Origin of the sequence: Pedobacter sp. MC2016-05 (assembly GCF_026239735.1) — a bacterium.
GTDB lineage: Bacteria > Bacteroidota > Bacteroidia > Sphingobacteriales > Sphingobacteriaceae > Pedobacter.
In genome coordinates this window covers 86,971-103,524 of record NZ_JAPIVT010000006.1, presented here as the reverse complement: position 1 = coordinate 103,524, position 16,554 = coordinate 86,971, and the positions used below count along the sequence as shown (strand labels likewise).

The window sequence follows — 16,554 nt, the reverse complement described above, 5'->3', positions numbered from 1 at the left end:
TGAATAACATGAAAACATTAAATAAAATATATTCATCGTGTTTAGCAGCAATGCTGTTAATTACGGCAAACGGTTGTACAAAACTAGATGAGAATTTGTATGATACCATTAGTAGTGAGAATTTTTACACCAACAAAAATGAAATTATCTCTGCTGTTTTGAGGCCATATACGCATGCAAATGCATGGGGAACTTCAGCAGGGCAGGATGGTTGGTGGCGTTTAGCCGAGCTTTCTGCCGATCAACTTGCCTGGCCAACCAAAGGTCGCCACGGTGAGGATGGTGGTAAATGGAAAAGGCTACATTACCACACCTGGACGGTTGATGAAGGTGGAATAAATAATGCCTGGTCGCTTATGTATTGGGGTGTGGGTTTATGTAACGTGCCAATCGAGAATTTAGAAAAAAGGGATGCTGGGCAGTTAGGGATTACTCAACAGGAAAAGGATGCTTTTTTAGCTGAACTTAAGTTGTTCAGGGCTTATCATTATTTAAAATTGATGGATTTGTTTGGTAACATCCCGGTAGTTACTGTGGTTGGAGAGCCAGCTAGGCCATCTACAATGAGCCGAACTGAAGTGTTTAATTTCATTGAAAAAGAAATTAAGGATAATATAGAAAAAGCGCCAAAACTATCAAAAGCCATGTTAGGTAGAATGAGCCAGGCTGGAGGTTATGCCATGCTGGTAGAGCTTTACTTAAATGCTGAAGCATGGACAGGCACTGCCCGTTGGGATGATTGCATCGCAGCTGCGGATAAAATAATTTCGAACCAAGCTGGTGGAATGAACGGCAACATAGCTTTGGATCCTAATATCACCGATCAGTTTAAACCTGATAACGATTTAAGTAAAGAAACTATTTTCTCTGTAGCATACGAATTCCAAAGAGCTAATTTCCAACCAGGTTTCCCAAGCGATTTTTACCACTTTAATCAGCAGTTTATTTATGGCGGAAGTAGAAATGGTAACGATGGTATTGTAGTTGTGCCAGGAAATTTTACCAAATATGTTGATGCCGATTTAAGAAAAAGAACATGGTTACTGGAAGGTAAAATGACACGTTTTGATAACGGGCAACCACTAATTGCAACTGGTGGAAATGAATATGATGGTAAGCAGTTGGAGTTTGTGGATAATATACAGAAAAATAAAACTGGATCTACTGTTTCTAACATGAGCGAAGGTGAAGAAAACAGCGGTGTACGTTTTAATAAATATAAACTGGGTAACCAAGTTGCAAACGCAACTACACAACCGAGTAATGTTTATAACAATACGGATTGGAACATTTATCGTTTAACATGGATTTATTTTGCCAAAGCAGAAGCTTTAATGCGTAAAAATGGGGGCACGGCCACTGCAGAGGCGGTAAAATTAATTAATGATTGCAAAGTAAGAGCTTTTGCAGCAGCAGATTGGCCTGCAAATCAATATACAACGGCAACCCTAACTTTAGATGAATTGTTGGTAGAGCGTGGGCGTGAGTTCATTTTTGAAGGATTCCGTCGCGACGATTTGATACGTTTTGGAAAATTTGCAACAACGGATTGGTGGGATCATAAGCCAACCAATGCAAACAGACAATTATATCCAATACCACAGCAACAAATTGCACTTAACCCAAACCTAAAACAAAATCCAGGTTATTAATTCAACAGAAAAGGCACTTAAATGTGCCTTTTCTGTTTTAACAAAACGTTAACAATCAGGTATGAATATTTTACAAAACGGCAGAACCTAAATCGATTAATATTAAGAAAATATTAATCAAGATGCTTTATATTAGCAAAAATTGAAAAATCCCTATATAAATACGGGAGACTTATTACAATATATCATCTGAAGCGCTAAAGAATGAAAACCCTTTCCATAAAAGATATCGCCGTTAAGGCAGGTGTATCTATCACAACAGTTTCATTTATCATTAATGGTAAAGCAAAAGAGAAATCGATTAGCGAAGCTGTGATTAAGAAAGTGGAAGAGATTATTAAAGAAAGTGGTTATAAACCCAATCAAATTGCAAGGAGTTTACGTACAGGTAACTCGAACATCATCGGATTAATTATTGAAGATATTTCCAACTCATTCTTTTCCCGTATTGCTCGCTTAATAGAAGATAAAGCGTATAAAAAGGGCTATAAAATCATTTATTCCAGTACAGAAAATGATGTTGAAAAGGCGAAAGACTTAATCAATATGTTTAAATCGAGGAAGGTTGATGGTTATATCATCTCACCTACCAAAGGAATCGAAGAAGATATTAATGCTTTACTGGCGGATAATAAACCTGTGATTTTGTTCGATAGAAATTTATCGGATGTGGAAACTCATTATGTAGGTGCCGATCATTTTAAAGCCTCTTATAAATCTATAGAAAGTTTCATCAAAGATGGTAAACGAAAAATTGCACTTGTAACTACTGATATCGATGTAGAACAAATCGTGGAACGTTTTGATGGTTATAAACAAGCTTTGATCGATCATCAGATTACCTATTCGGACGAGCTGGTACTCAAAATTCATTTCAATCAGGATGAAACCGAATCCATTGAAGAAATGAAAAACCTGTTCCTTTCAAAAGAAATTGATGCGGTACTATTTGCTACCAATTATTTAGCCATCAGTGGTTTAAAAGCCCTAAAACAACTTAATAAGCAAATAGGAGATGACTTTTCGGTTATTGCCTATGATGATCATGAGGTTTTTGAACTTCATACGCCTAGCATTTCTGCTGTTCAACAACCCCTCGAAGAAATTGCCGAAACTGTTATACAACTTATTCTAAATCAGCTCTCTTCTAAAGCCAAAGCAGAAAATCAAAAGGTGATTATTCCTGCAAAACTCATTGAAAGATAGTTTCTATTTCCTGTAACTAAAATGTTGCGAATCAGCTATTTTAATATGGAATTTAATTCTTTAATATTGAATTAGTAAAACGTTTTATGTTTTAAGGCCTAGGTCAATCTCAAATCAATATCTGAAATTTTTTTCTTTTAATTTAAATTAAAAGAAGTGATTTGTCAGATTAGTAAAACGTTTAACGTAACCAAATATTCTGTTTATGAGAAAACTATACTTCTTTGCATTTTGCTGCATCTTACATTTTAATGTTCAAGCTCAAGATAAGGCTCCAGCTTATCCTTTAATTGCTCACGATACCTATTTAAGCATTTGGTCTTTTGGCGATGAATTAAACAATTCGGTAACCAAACATTGGACAGGCAAAGAACAATCGCTTTTAGGTGTGGCTAAAGTTGATGGCAAGTTTTATCGTTTTCTAGGTGCTGAGTCGAAAAACTATAAAACAATTTTGCCAGCTGCCGATGAAACCAGTTACCAGGCTAGCTATACATTTAAGAAGCCAGCGACAGATTGGAACAGCCTAGGTTTTGACGACAGTGATTGGAAAAAGAATGAGGCTCCCTTTGGCGACGATAATACGGCCAAGACAAAATGGAATACGGATGAAATTTATTATCGCAGAAAGTTTTCAGTTAGTAAGTCTTCATCAGCTAAAAAATATTTAAAGCTTAGTCATGATGATAATGTTATCGTTTATCTAAATGGTAAAACGATTTATGAAAAAGACGGTTGGGTACACGAATACATTTATATTCCAATTGAAGAGGGCATTTTAAATCCTGGCCAAAACCTTTTAGCTATTGATTGTAAAAATACAGCAGGGGGAAGGCATCTTGACGCAGGAATTGTAGAAGAAATTCCGAATGGTTCTCAAGTATTAAAAGCAATACAAACCAATGTAGCCGTTGAAGCTACCAATACCATTTACGATTTTAAATGCGGTGGTGTAAATTTAAAAGTGACCTTCACTTCGCCACTGCTATTAAACGATATCAAATTAACGGCAAGGCCGATTAGCTATATTACTTACGCAGTAAAATCTGCTGATGACAAAGCACACAAGGTTGATATCTATTTTAGTGCTTCATCCAATTTAGCGGTTAATACGCCTAATCAGGCTGTTTCCGTTTGGAAAAATACCAACAATAATTTATCCATTTTAAAAGCAGGTACGGTAGAGCAACCGATTCTAAAAAAGAAAAATGATGATTTACGAATTGACTGGGGTTATATGTATGTGGCGGTTCCTTCTAAATTTGGAGCAAAGCAATTTATTGGTACTCAAATCTCGAATTTAAATAGTTTTAAGTCTGGGCAATACCCGCAAGCTTCAAACGCTATTAATGTTAAAACACAAGATTTAAGTACTATCATTCCTTTTGGTGCGGTTGGCGCAAAGGCGGTAGAAAAATATGTGATGCTGGGTTATGATGACCTAAAATCAATTGAATATTTCGGAGATCAATTATCGCCAATTTGGAGAACTTTTCCATCAAGCACTTTCGAGAGCCAACTTATACAAGCTAACGACGATTACTCAACACTTAAAGCCAAAACAAAAGCTTTTGATGCTAAGTTAGTCGCCGATGCAACTAAAGCTGGCGGCAAGGAATATGCCGATATGTGCAAATTGGCTTATCGCCAAAGTATTGCAGCGCACAAAATTGTCTATGCCCCAAATGGCGATATTTTATTTCTGTCAAAGGAGAATTTTAGTGGCGGTTTTATCAATACGGTAGATGTTACTTATCCATCGGCACCGCAATATTTGCTTTACAACCCTGAATTATTAAAAGGAATGTTGAATGGTATTTTCTACTATTCGGAAAGCGGAAAATGGAACAAGGATTATCCTGCGCATGATATAGGAACATATCCAATAGCCAATGGGCAGATTTATGGCGAAGATATGCCGGTGGAAGAAGCGGGAAATATGATCATTTTGGTGGGTGCTGTTGCCAAAGCTGAAGGTAATGCCGGTTATGCAGAGAAGCACTGGAAAGAAATGTCGAGATGGGCTAACTATCTTTTTAAAGAAGGTTTCGATCCAACGAACCAATTATGTACTGATGATTTTGCTGGTCATTTGGCTCGAAATGCGAATTTATCGGTAAAAGCAATTGTCGGCTTGGGTGTTTATGCCCAGCTTGCGCAGCAGTTGGGCAAAACAGATGTAGCCTTGAAGTATAGAAATGCTGCATTGGATATGGCCAAAAATTGGCAAAAACTTGCCGATGCCGGCGACCATTACGCATTAACCTTCAATGATAAAAACACCTGGAGCCAAAAATATAACCTGATTTGGGATAAATTATTAAAACTGAATTTATTTCCTAATGATGTTTACCGCAAAGAAATCAACTACTATTTAACCAAGCAAAATGCTTTTGGTTTACCGCTTGATAGCCGCAAATCCTATACAAAATCTGATTGGATTATATGGACAGCAACCTTGAGCGACAATCAGCAGGAATTTCAAAAGTTTATCAAACCCATACACAAATTTACAAGTGAAACTTCGGATAAGGTGCCATTAAGCGATTGGCATGAAACCATCAGCGGAAAAAAAGCCGGTTTTCAGGCTAGGAGTGTGGTCGGCGGATACTTCATCAAAATGCTTGCTGATCGCTGGGCTAATAAATAAACAAATTATTCACTTACTAAATAATATAAACGAACAAAAAAAACTAACAAATCCATCTGAAAAGATAACTAACCAAGTACAAAACCAACCAATATGAACAAAAAATTTACTAGGCTCATTAAGCTCACGCTTATGAGGACGGAGAGCGCCTGCAGGTTAGGCGCACTATCCTTGGCATTCGGATTAACATTTAATGCATCGGCAAATGCAATAAATATTAATACATCGCCAAAGGCAACAAAGGAACTAAAATCACCTTTTGCCGATATTGTAATCAGAGGTATTATTAAAGATGAAACCGGAACCCCAATTCCAGGTGCCAGTGTGAAGGTCAAAGGATCTTTAGCCGTTGCAGCTACTGATATAAATGGAGCATTTAGCATCAGTGTGCCTTCAGAATCTTCTGTATTGATCATTTCTTATGTAGGTTATGAACCAAAAAGCGTTACTGTTGGCAATCAGAAAAATATTTCTGTTTCACTTGTTCCAAGCTCAAATGCGCTAGAAGAAGTCGCAGTTGTAGGTTTCGGTACCCAACGTAAAGTTTCCTTGATTGGTGCACAATCTACCATCAATTCAAAAGAATTAAAGCAACCCGTAGCAAGCGTAACCCAATCATTAGCAGGTAGAATTGCGGGTGTAGTTGGAGTACAAAGATCTGGTGAGCCAGGAAGAAGTACTGCAGATATCTGGATTCGTGGTATTGCAACTTTTAGTGGTTCTAGTGCACCTTTAGTTTTGGTAGATGGAGTAGAACGTTCGATTTCGGCAATTGATGCAGAAGATATTGAGTCGTTTACCGTTCTAAAAGATGCATCTGGTACAGCCGTTTACGGAGTTAGAGGTGCAAACGGGGTAATCATTGTTAAAACTAAAACTGGTAAAGTGGGTAAACCTGCCATCTTTTTCGATTATAACGAAGGCTTAAGCACTTTTGTAAGGCATCCTGAGGCTTTAGATGGTGTTACTTACATGAATCTTGCGAATGAAGCCTTGACTGGAAGAGGTCAGGCAGCAAAATATTCGCAAGACTATATTAACAGAACGGCTTCAGGTGTAGATCCGCTGGTTTACCCTAACGTAAATTGGATGAATGAGCTGTTTGATAAATATAGCAGTACCCGCAGAGCAAATTTAAATGCAAGTGGTGGGGTTGATAATGCACAGTATTATGTTTCATTGGCTTATTACAATGAAGGTGGTTTCTTAAAAACGGATGATTTGGCACAATATAATTCAGCACTAAATTATACCCGTTACAACTTCACCAGTAATTTAAATTTAAAGCTGACTAATACCACCAAATTGGATTTAGGCATCCAAGGTTATGTTTCAACGGGTAATTATCCTGGAGAAAGTACCGAAAGTATCTTTACATCAGCATTGGATGTATCTCCAGTAGAATATCCCAAAATTTATCCAGGTGGTTTAATTCCAGGTCGTTCTTCTAACGGAGGTTTTAGAAATCCTTATGCTGATTTAACCAGAAGAGGTTATCGTACAGAATTTAGAAATCAATTGTACACCAACATGAGGTTAACTCAGGATTTGAAGATGGTAACTGAAGGTTTAACTGCAACTGCAATGGTAGCTTTTGATAACTATAATGAAAACTTTATCAGAAGATCAAAAAGAGAGAGTACTTACTTCATTAGAGATATCAATAACCCTTACAAAGCAGATGGGAGTTTAGATTTATTTCAATCGTTTACCAGTGGGGGTAACTATTTAAGTTTCGAGCCATCAAGAGGTGGGAACAGAAAGTTTTATACGGAAGGTGCCGTAAACTATGATAGAGCCTTTGGAAAACACCGGGTTGGAGGTTTGATTTTAGCTTATACACAGGATTATACCAATCCATTTGCTGGCGATTTTACCGCTTCAATTCCGGAAAGATTTATTGGGGTTGCCGCTCGTGGTACATATTCTTATGATGACCGCTATTTTGTAGAAGCCAACTTTGGATACAACGGCTCAGAATTATTTTCGCCAGATAACAGATACGGTACATTCCCAGCTTTCGGAGTGGGATGGATTCCATCAAACGAGAAATTTTGGGAAGGCATGAAAAACACCATTTCATTCTTAAAATTTAGGTACTCTGATGGTATAACCGGTATTGGTAAAATCTCCAATGCTGATTTGGTTGGAAGAAGATTTGCTTATTTGACATTAGTATCTGATGGTGCTGCCGGATATCAATACGGTAAAGGCTACGATAACGGAATAAGTGGTATTAACGTAACTGATTATGGTGTTGATGTAGTTTGGGCCGAATCGCGTAAGCAAGATTTAGGTATGGAAATCAGAACATTGAAAGACAATCTTTATTTAATTGTCGATTTATTTAAAGAGCAACGTACCGGTATTTTCTTTCAGCGTCAATCTATCCCAGGTTATGTTGGGTTAACCAATCAGCCTTATGGTAATTTAGGTGAAGTGGATAACCGTGGTATCGATGCGACTTTGGAGTATAACTTTAAAGTGGGTCAAGTTGATTTTGGTGTACGAGGAACCTTTACTTATAATAAAGATAAAATTATTGCTGATGATCGTCCTATACAACCTTATCCATGGATGAACCGTGTTGGAACAAATGTATTATCAAGATTTGGTTACGTTGCAGAGAAATTATATGATACACAAGCCGAGATCGATGCAAGTGCAGCGCCAGGATCAAAAAGCAATCTACGTCCTGGTGATATCAAATACAGCGATTTAAATGGTGATGGATTAATCAACGATTATGATAAAACTCAAATCGGTAGAGGTGATGTTCCAAATAAAGTTTATGGTTTTGGCTTAAGTGCATCATACAAAGGTTTTGCATTAAGCACGTTTTTCCAAGGTACTCACGGTGCTGACATTATGTTAGGTGGATCAGGCATATTTCCATTTAATGGTGGTGGCGGTTTAAGTAATGCTTATGAAATTGCAACCGATAGATGGACACCATCAAGCCCAAGGCAAGATGCTTTTTATCCACGTTTAGCTTATGGTGAAGCTGACAACACCAACAATACTTTAGAGAGCTCATGGTGGGTTAAAGATGTTAACTTCTTGCGTTTAAAATCAGCTCAATTGAGCTACAATCTTCCAACAAAATTTGCTGAGAAAATTTATCTAAAAAATGCAGCCATTTATTTGATTGGAAACAACTTGTTAACCTTCAGTGATTGGAAACTATGGGATCCGGAGTTAAATACTGGCGGAAGAGCAAATGGTTCGAAGTATCCAATCACCAAAACATTGTCCTTAGGTATTAATGTTAAATTTTAAGAATCAGAAATCATGAAAAAATACATATTTGTTGCATTTGTAGCTTGCTTAACTTTAGCTACATCTTGTAAAAAAGGTTTTCTAGATCAGGTACCTAATGATAGGTTAACCCTCGAAGAGACCTTTACTAACCGTGCTACGGCAGAAAAATTTTTAGCAAACGTTTACAGTTTAATTCCTGATGAATTTGGTCAAAGAAATCCGGATATAGGTAGAAGCGCTGGTGTTTGGACAGGCGCATCAGACGAGGCTGAATTTGTTTGGGGCTTTAACCAGGCCAACAACGTAAATATTGGTAGTTGGGATGCAAACTCCGGCTTCGTTAATGGGTATTGGAACAATTTTTACAGAGGTATTCGTTCTGCGAGTTTCTTTATGGCAAACATTGATAAAGTTAGCCAGGATATCACGCCTCAGTTAATCAATCAATACAAAAACGAGGCAAGAGCACTTAGAGCAATTTATTACTTTTATTTAGTTCGTATTTACGGTCCGGTAATCATTTTAGGCGAAAATGTAATCGAACCTGATGCGCCAACTGAAAGTATCCGTTTACCGAGAAATAGCTTTGATGAATGCATCAACTATATCACTTCTGAATTGCAAAGTGCTGCAGATAATTTACCAGTTGCAGCAGGTAACGACAGGGATTATGCAAGAATAACTAAAGGACAAGCATTAGCGTATCGCTTACAAGCTTATTTGCTATCAGCAAGTCCACTTTTCAATGGCAACACTGATTTAGCAAATCTTAAAAACAAAGACGGAAAACAACTGATTAGTCAAACCTACGATGCAACAAAATGGAAAAGAGCATCTGATGCTTATAAAGCTTACATCACTCAATTTATTCCAGGAACGTATAGTTTATATAGAAAAAACAATGCAGATGGAAGCTTAAATGCTTATTTATCTTGCCGTGATGTCTTTTTAGATAAATTCAATAGTGAAATTATTATGTCCAGATTGGATGCTTCAATTGGTGGCAGACAATATGAGATGACACCTTACCACAGTGGTTCAAACTCTGAAGTAAGGGGATCTGCAGGCTTAGGCGCAACCCAAAATCAGGTAGACGCTTTTTTTACTGCAAATGGTCGTAGCATTACCGATCCGCTATCAGGTTACGTAACTTCTGGTTTTACCAATTATCAAGCACCAGGAAGCCCGATCGCAACAGAAACTTATAACCAATGGGTTAACCGTGAACCACGTTTTTATGTAAATATTACCTACCATAACAGTGTTTGGTTGAATAACAGGTTTGGTAATGTGATCACACAATTCAATAACAATGGTAACTCTGGTAAATCCACTGGTGGTAACGATTATACCGTTACTGGTTATGCGGTTAGAAAAGCAATGGGTTTAGGCAACTGGAATGAGAGTAACCGTGCTGGTATACTGTATCGTGTGGGTAATTTATATTTGGATTATGTTGAAGCTTTAAATGAATCTACTCCAGGTGATCCTGATATTTTGAATTATTTAAACCAAATCAGACAAAGAGCTGGTATCCCTCAATATGGTGGTGGCGCTGGTCAAATTCCAGCCCCAGCAGATCAGGCGGCGATGAGACAAGCCATAAGAAATGAACGTAGATCAGAATTGGCTTTCGAAAACGTAAGATACTTTGATACCAGAAGATGGAAAATTGCTGAAACTACAGATAATGGACCAATCTATGGCTTAAATATCACTCAAAATTTACCAAACTTTTTAACGGTGATTCCTTTCGAAACCAGGACTTTCACTAAGAGGCATTACTTATTCCCAATTCCTGCAAAAGACGTTAATTCTGATGATTTAATGGTGCAGAATCCAGGTTGGTAGTTTCAGAAATGAAACATCGAAATAACTAAAATCAGGTGGTGCTTACATGATTTACCTTTGTAAGTGCCGCCCTGATATTCTTTTCATGCCATAAGAACCACATATTATGGAAAATAGATCTTTACCTAAAAATTTTCGCAAACTTAAAATACTGATTGCGTTTTTAAGTTTAACTATCGCAATTTCAATCAGCTCTTGTAGCAAAAAAGGCACTGAAGAGCCTGCAACAAAACCACCAACCTTACCACCAGCCACCCCAACAAGTTTTACTGCTGCCGAAGCCACTATTGCCTTCAATTCTTTCAATACCATTTACTATAGCCCTGCAGATAAACTTTACTACAGTACTACCGAAAAAAAAGGCCTAGCCGCTATCTGGACCCAAGCCATTTACTGGGACAACGTAATGAATATTTATGAGCGTACCAAAGACCCCGCTTACTATAAATTGATTACTGATATGTACGACGGAGGAGCCAAACGTTACGATAATTACAATTGGGATAACTCTGTTGAGTGGTTTATTTATGATGACATGATGTGGTGGATTATGTCGCTTACCCGTGCTTACGAAATCACCAAAAATCAAGCCTACCTTGACAAGGCTAAATCTGGCTTTGCTAAAGTGTGGAGCGGTTCTTATGATCCGGTTAAAGGTGGTATGTTTTGGGATTTTAAGCACAGCGGAAAAAACGCCTGCATAAATTTTCCAACAGTCATTGCAGCAATGCGTTTGTACAATATCACAAAAGAAGAAGCTTATTTAACCAAAGCGAAAGAAATTTACGAATGGTCTCGGATAAATTTATTCGATATAGCTAAAGGCAGGGTAGCCGATCATAAGGTTGGCGATAACAACCCTGGCTTCGAAGATTACACTTACAACCAGGGAACGCTCATTGGCGCTGCGGTTTTATTGTATAAAAATACCAATACGCAAAGTTATTTAGACGATGCAAAAATCGCCACCAATTATACCAAAAATGCCATGAGCGATCCGAGTGGTATTTTGCCTGCCGAAGGCGACTGGAATGAGCAAGGGGTACTAAAAGCTATTTTTGCGCAGTACTTAGCCGAGTTGGCCAAGGTTTATCCGGCAGGTGATTATGGTAAATGGGCAATTTTTAACGCCAATACCGCCTGGGAAAACCGCGATTTTGGTCGTGGGATTATGCACCGCAATTACAAAGCACCCTGCCCAACAGGCATTGTTCAATCTTACGAATCGAGTAGTGCGGTGACTTTCATGCAATTATTCGCTCCTGCTAACTAGAAATCGATATGAAGAACCTTAAATTTTATGTGTCTCTTTCGGCGTTGGCAATTGGTTTATTTCCCCAAAGTAATCTATCTGCTCAATTCAAATCCAAGCAAAAAACCTCCTTTCAGATATCCGCACCATGGAGCCCGGATTACGATGTTCGATCGGATATTGCAATGGTTTACGGCATTAATGATGATGGCGGGAAATTTGAAGAACGGGTTAAAGGTTACCGGGATAAAGGCTACGAAGTACAATTTATGACCGGTATTGCCTGGGGCCAGTACAAAGATTATTTCTTAGGCGAATGGGATGGAAAAAACCATTTGGATGAAGGCCAGATGATGCGTAATGGCGAAACCATTTGGCATGGAAAAGATGTACCCTATATCGTTCCTACAGCGAGTTTTCTTACTTATATGAAGAGCCACGTAAAGCGGGCCATTGATGCCGGTGTAACTGCAATTTATTTGGAAGAACCCGAGTTTTGGGCCCGGGCTGGTTATAGCCAAACCTTCAAAAATGAATGGCAAAAATACTACGGGTTCCCCTGGATGGCGCAACACGAATCACCGGAAGCTACTTACTTATCTTCCAAACTTAAATATCAACTTTATTTCAATGCATTAAAAGAAGTGTTCACCTATGTGAAAACCTATAGCGAAAGCAAAGGAAAAAGGGTAAAATGTTTCGTGCCAACACACTCGCTCATTAATTATTCTTCATGGCAAATTGTAAGTCCGGAGGCGAGTTTGGCCAATTTAGAAGGAATGGACGGTTACATTGCTCAGGTGTGGACAGGTACCTCTCGGGAGCCGATTTATTACGACGGGTTGATGAAAGAGCGGGTATTTGAAAATGCATTTTTGGAGTATGGTTCTATGGTTTCGATGACGGCACCAACAGGCAGGAAGATTTATTTTTTGACAGATCCGATTGAAGATAGAGCAAGATCGTGGGATGATTACAAAGTGAATTATGAGGCTACATTCACTGCTGAATTACTATATCCAATGGTCGATAATTACGAAGTAATGCCATGGCCAAATCGCATTTATAGAGGTAAGTTTCCGGTGGAAGGAATGAAAGAGCGTCAGTCAATTTCTCCAGCCTACGCCACTCAAATGCAAATTATGGTCAACTCTTTAAACCAAATGCCACTTTCAAAAAACACATTAAATGGGAGCCATGGTATTGGGGTTTTACTTTCCAACTCGATGATGTTTCAACGTTTTCCAACCCATCAGGGCTACGATGATCCTCAGTTGTCTAACTTTTATGGAATGGCCATTCCATTACTTAAACAAGGCATTCCGGTGGAAACTGTTCATATTGAAAACCTCGCCAATAAAAATACTTTAAAAGATATTAAGGTCTTGATCATGAGTTACGCCAATATGAAACCGCTTTCTGCTGATTTCCACCAGGAGTTAAGCAAATGGGTAAAAGCGGGCGGCGTTTTGCTTTATTACGGTAGAGATAACGATCCATTCCAGAATGTGAAAGAATGGTGGAATAGCAATGGAAACACCTTTAAAGCCCCATCAGCGCATTTATTCGGCTTATTGGGTGGACCTTTAAGCGAAAGTGGCGGGATTTATGAAGTGGGTAAAGGCAAAGTTTACCTGGTACGCAAAGATCCAAAAGAGCTGATTATGCTAAAAAATGGTGACGAAGATTTTATGTCGACGGTTAAAAGAGCTTATCAAGATGATGCAAAAGCAGGAAATTTGGTTTTAAAAAACAACTTTGTTTTAGAACGTGGACCATTTGTTATTGCCGCGGTATTAGATGAAAGTCAAAGCAAATCGCCAGTAACTTTAACGGGAACTTTTATTGATCTTTTCGATCCTGCACTTCCTGTGTTGAATACAAAAACCATTAAGCCCAATTCACAGGCTTATTTATTCGATGTAAATAAAGCAGAGAATAAAAGCAAACCTCAGGTTTTGGCTGCGGCGGCAAGGGTAACAGATGAGGTTTCGACAAAAAAATCTTATCAATTTTTAGCAAAAAGCCCTTCGAAAACCAACAATATCATGCGAATTCTGTTGACTGGTAAACCAACAAAAGTTACGGCAAGCTCAAGCGGAAAAGAATTATCTCTTACCAAAAATGAGTGGGATGAAAAATCAAAAACACTGCTGTTGGGCTTTGCGAATTTCAGTGAAGGTGTACAGGTTAACATCAGCTGGTAAGCAGAATAAAATTCGAAATGAGCTTTTCGCGATGGAGAAATCGCATTTGAAACGGTAATTTTTGAAGTGGGATCTCTCCTCAATCAATGAAAAATTGATTTCGTTCGAGATGACGACAAAGTATAGGATTGATTTCTTTCGAAATGACGATAGATAATTAAAGATTGATTTCGTACGAGATAATTAGTAAAAACAAACACACACAAATGAAACTCAAATTTTTAACTACCATTTTAATTTGCGTTGCAGCCAAAGGGTTATTGGCACAGCAAAAAGATTTGGTTAATTATGTAAACACCCTGCAAGGAACCAATTCCAAGCACGAATTGACAAGAGGCAATACTTATCCAACCACGGCTTTGCCTTTCGGCATGCATACGTGGACGCCTCAAACCGGAAGAAATGGCGATGGATGGAAATATCAGTATTTTAAAGATAAAATCAGAGGATTTCAGCAAGCACACCAATGTAGTTCATGGAGTAGAGATTATGCGGTTTTTTCTTTGATGCCGATGATAGATGAGTTAGTAGTTGATGAAAATAAAAGGGAAAAGAAGTTTGCTCATGCGGATGAAATCGCAAAGCCAAATTATTACAAAGTTACGTTTGATAACAAAATTACAACCGAAATTTCTCCGTCAGAACGTGGGGCACATTTACGTTTCACTTATCCCAAAGGCAAAAAAAGCTTTTTAATTCTTGATGGCTACACCAGGTTAAGCGGCGTTCAGATTTATCCGAAGGAAAACAAAATAACGGGTTATGTAAACAATGGCGAAGGCTTCAAAAAAGGCTGGAAAAGTTATTTCGTATTAAAATTTGATCAGCCGATAAAGGCGTATGGCACTTGGGAAAATAAAGGGAATACGGTTAAAGCAGATTCGACGTTTGCTAATGGATTGGGGAAAGGCGCCTATATAGAATTTAAAGCAGGTGCCAAGGTGCAGGTTAAAACGGCTTCCTCTTATATCAGCTTAGCGCAAGCAGAGTTAAACTTAAAAACCGAATTAGGTGCCGACAAAACTTTGGAGCAAACAAAGGCAAAAGGTGCTGCCGTATGGAATAAATCGTTAAATAAAATTGTGGTAGAAGGTGGAACGCAAGCCCACATGGAAACGTTTTATTCGTGTTTTTTCCGTGCCAGCCTTTTCTCACGAAAATTTTACGAGATAGATGCAAGTGGCAAACCGCATTATTTTAGTCCTTACGATGGAACGGTACATGCAGGTTATATGTACACCGACACGGGTTTTTGGGATACTTTTAGGGCGCAGTTCCCGCTAAATACTTTACTTCATCCTGAAATGCATGGCCGATACATGCAGGCCATGATTGAAGCTTACGAACAATGTGGTTGGTTGCCATCCTGGTCTTTTCCAAGTGAGGCTGGAAGTATGATCGGGAACCATGCCATTTCTCTATTTACGGATGCATGGGCCAAAGGTTTACGCAGTTTTGATCCGAAAAAAGCATTGGAAGCCTACTTTCACGAAGCGACCAATAAAGGGCCTTGGGGGCCGGCAAATGGCCGTGACGGTTGGCGTGACTACTATCAATTGGGTTATGTGCCCTATCCAAAATATCGCGAAGCAACTGCTAAAACATTAGAGTATGCATACGATGATTATTGTGGATATGAACTGGCTAAAATGACGGGAAATAAGTTTTACATGGATATTTTTGAGCGCCAGATGTATAATTATAAAAATGTTTACGATCCTGCTACTCGGTTTATGAGAGGCAAAGATTCAAATGGGAAATGGACACCGAATTTCGATCCTATTGAGTGGGGTGGGCCTTTTACCGAAGGTAATGCCTGGCACTGGCAATGGTCGGTTTTTCAAGATACAAAAGGCCTGATCAACATGATAGGGGGAAATGAAAATTTTGTTGCTAAGTTAGATTCCGTATTTTCGCAGCCTAATGATATAAAAGTGGGTACATACGGCGGTATGATTCACGAAATGACAGAGATGGTGATGGCAAACATGGGTCAATATGCGCATGGAAACCAGCCCATTCAGCACATGGTATATCTGTATAATTATGCCAACCAACCTTGGAAAGCACAGTTTCACGCCCGTGAGGTGATGAGCAAGCTCTACAATGCAACTGAAAATGGTTATCCGGGCGACGAAGATCAGGGACAGACCTCATCTTGGTATGTATTAAGTGCACTGGGTTTTTACAGCGTTACACCCGGAACAGGCGAATATGTTTTTGGCAGTCCGATGTTTAAGAGAACAACTATTAACCTAGAGAATGGCAAACAATTTATTATTGAAGCGCCAGAGAACAGCGCAACAAATGTGTATATCAAATCGGCAACGTTAAATGGTAAAACATACACCCGAAATTTTATAACACACCAGGATTTAATTAATGGTGGTATAATAAAACTGGAAATGAGTAACAAGCCTGATTTAAATAGAGGTTTATTGAAAGCTGATAAGCCATTTTCGTTAACTAATTAGT

8 protein-coding genes are annotated in these 16,554 nt (G+C 38.5%); all 8 read left to right on the top strand.

Going from position 1 to position 16,554, the window contains the following annotated elements; genetic code table 11:
* The first annotated feature begins 8 nt into the window (after positions 1 to 8).
* Entirely contained in the window at positions 9 to 1,652 is a 1,644-nt protein-coding gene (locus tag OQZ33_RS10250; RefSeq protein WP_265798952.1) for a RagB/SusD family nutrient uptake outer membrane protein, read from the top strand.
* Positions 1,653 to 1,856: 204 nt separating this feature from the next.
* On the top strand, positions 1,857 to 2,858 hold the full coding sequence (locus OQZ33_RS10245; protein ID WP_265798950.1) for a LacI family DNA-binding transcriptional regulator: 1,002 nt from the start codon (positions 1,857 to 1,859) through the stop codon (positions 2,856 to 2,858).
* Positions 2,859 to 3,063: 205 nt separating this feature from the next.
* Entirely contained in the window at positions 3,064 to 5,508 is a 2,445-nt protein-coding gene (locus OQZ33_RS10240) for a glutaminase family protein (RefSeq protein ID WP_265798949.1), read from the top strand.
* Between the two features lie 93 nt (positions 5,509 to 5,601).
* Positions 5,602 to 8,787 (top strand): SusC/RagA family TonB-linked outer membrane protein, encoded by a 3,186-nt coding sequence (locus OQZ33_RS10235; protein WP_265798947.1) that lies wholly within the window; start codon positions 5,602 to 5,604, stop codon positions 8,785 to 8,787.
* Positions 8,788 to 8,799: 12 nt separating this feature from the next.
* Positions 8,800 to 10,620 carry a RagB/SusD family nutrient uptake outer membrane protein gene (locus OQZ33_RS10230; RefSeq protein ID WP_265798946.1) on the top strand — a complete coding sequence of 607 codons (1,821 nt, stop codon included), beginning with the start codon at positions 8,800 to 8,802 and terminating at the stop codon, positions 10,618 to 10,620.
* Between the two features lie 106 nt (positions 10,621 to 10,726).
* The gene (locus OQZ33_RS10225) at positions 10,727 to 11,893 is read left to right on the top strand and encodes a glycoside hydrolase family 76 protein (RefSeq protein WP_265798945.1); all 1,167 of its coding nucleotides are present in this window, start codon (positions 10,727 to 10,729) and stop codon (positions 11,891 to 11,893) included.
* Between the two features lie 8 nt (positions 11,894 to 11,901).
* Positions 11,902 to 14,079 (top strand): hypothetical protein, encoded by a 2,178-nt coding sequence (locus tag OQZ33_RS10220; RefSeq protein ID WP_265798944.1) that lies wholly within the window; start codon positions 11,902 to 11,904, stop codon positions 14,077 to 14,079.
* Between the two features lie 206 nt (positions 14,080 to 14,285).
* Positions 14,286 to 16,553, top strand: coding sequence for a GH92 family glycosyl hydrolase (locus tag OQZ33_RS10215; RefSeq protein WP_265798943.1), 2,268 nt, complete (start codon positions 14,286 to 14,288; stop codon positions 16,551 to 16,553).
* Position 16,554 lies beyond the last annotated feature (1 nt).

What these genes read in the sequence shown, in the direction of transcription:
- OQZ33_RS10220 (WP_265798944.1), top strand. Translation starts at nt 11,902, where the DNA reads ATGAAGAACCTTAAATTTTATGTGTCTCTTTCGGCGTTGGCAATTGGT.
- OQZ33_RS10250 (WP_265798952.1), top strand. Translation starts at nt 9, where the DNA reads ATGAAAACATTAAATAAAATATATTCATCGTGTTTAGCAGCAATGCTG.
- OQZ33_RS10235 (WP_265798947.1), top strand. Translation starts at nt 5,602, where the DNA reads ATGAACAAAAAATTTACTAGGCTCATTAAGCTCACGCTTATGAGGACG.
- OQZ33_RS10240 (WP_265798949.1), top strand. Translation starts at nt 3,064, where the DNA reads ATGAGAAAACTATACTTCTTTGCATTTTGCTGCATCTTACATTTTAAT.
- OQZ33_RS10215 (WP_265798943.1), top strand. Translation starts at nt 14,286, where the DNA reads ATGAAACTCAAATTTTTAACTACCATTTTAATTTGCGTTGCAGCCAAA.
- OQZ33_RS10230 (WP_265798946.1), top strand. Translation starts at nt 8,800, where the DNA reads ATGAAAAAATACATATTTGTTGCATTTGTAGCTTGCTTAACTTTAGCT.
- OQZ33_RS10225 (WP_265798945.1), top strand. Translation starts at nt 10,727, where the DNA reads ATGGAAAATAGATCTTTACCTAAAAATTTTCGCAAACTTAAAATACTG.
- OQZ33_RS10245 (WP_265798950.1), top strand. Translation starts at nt 1,857, where the DNA reads ATGAAAACCCTTTCCATAAAAGATATCGCCGTTAAGGCAGGTGTATCT.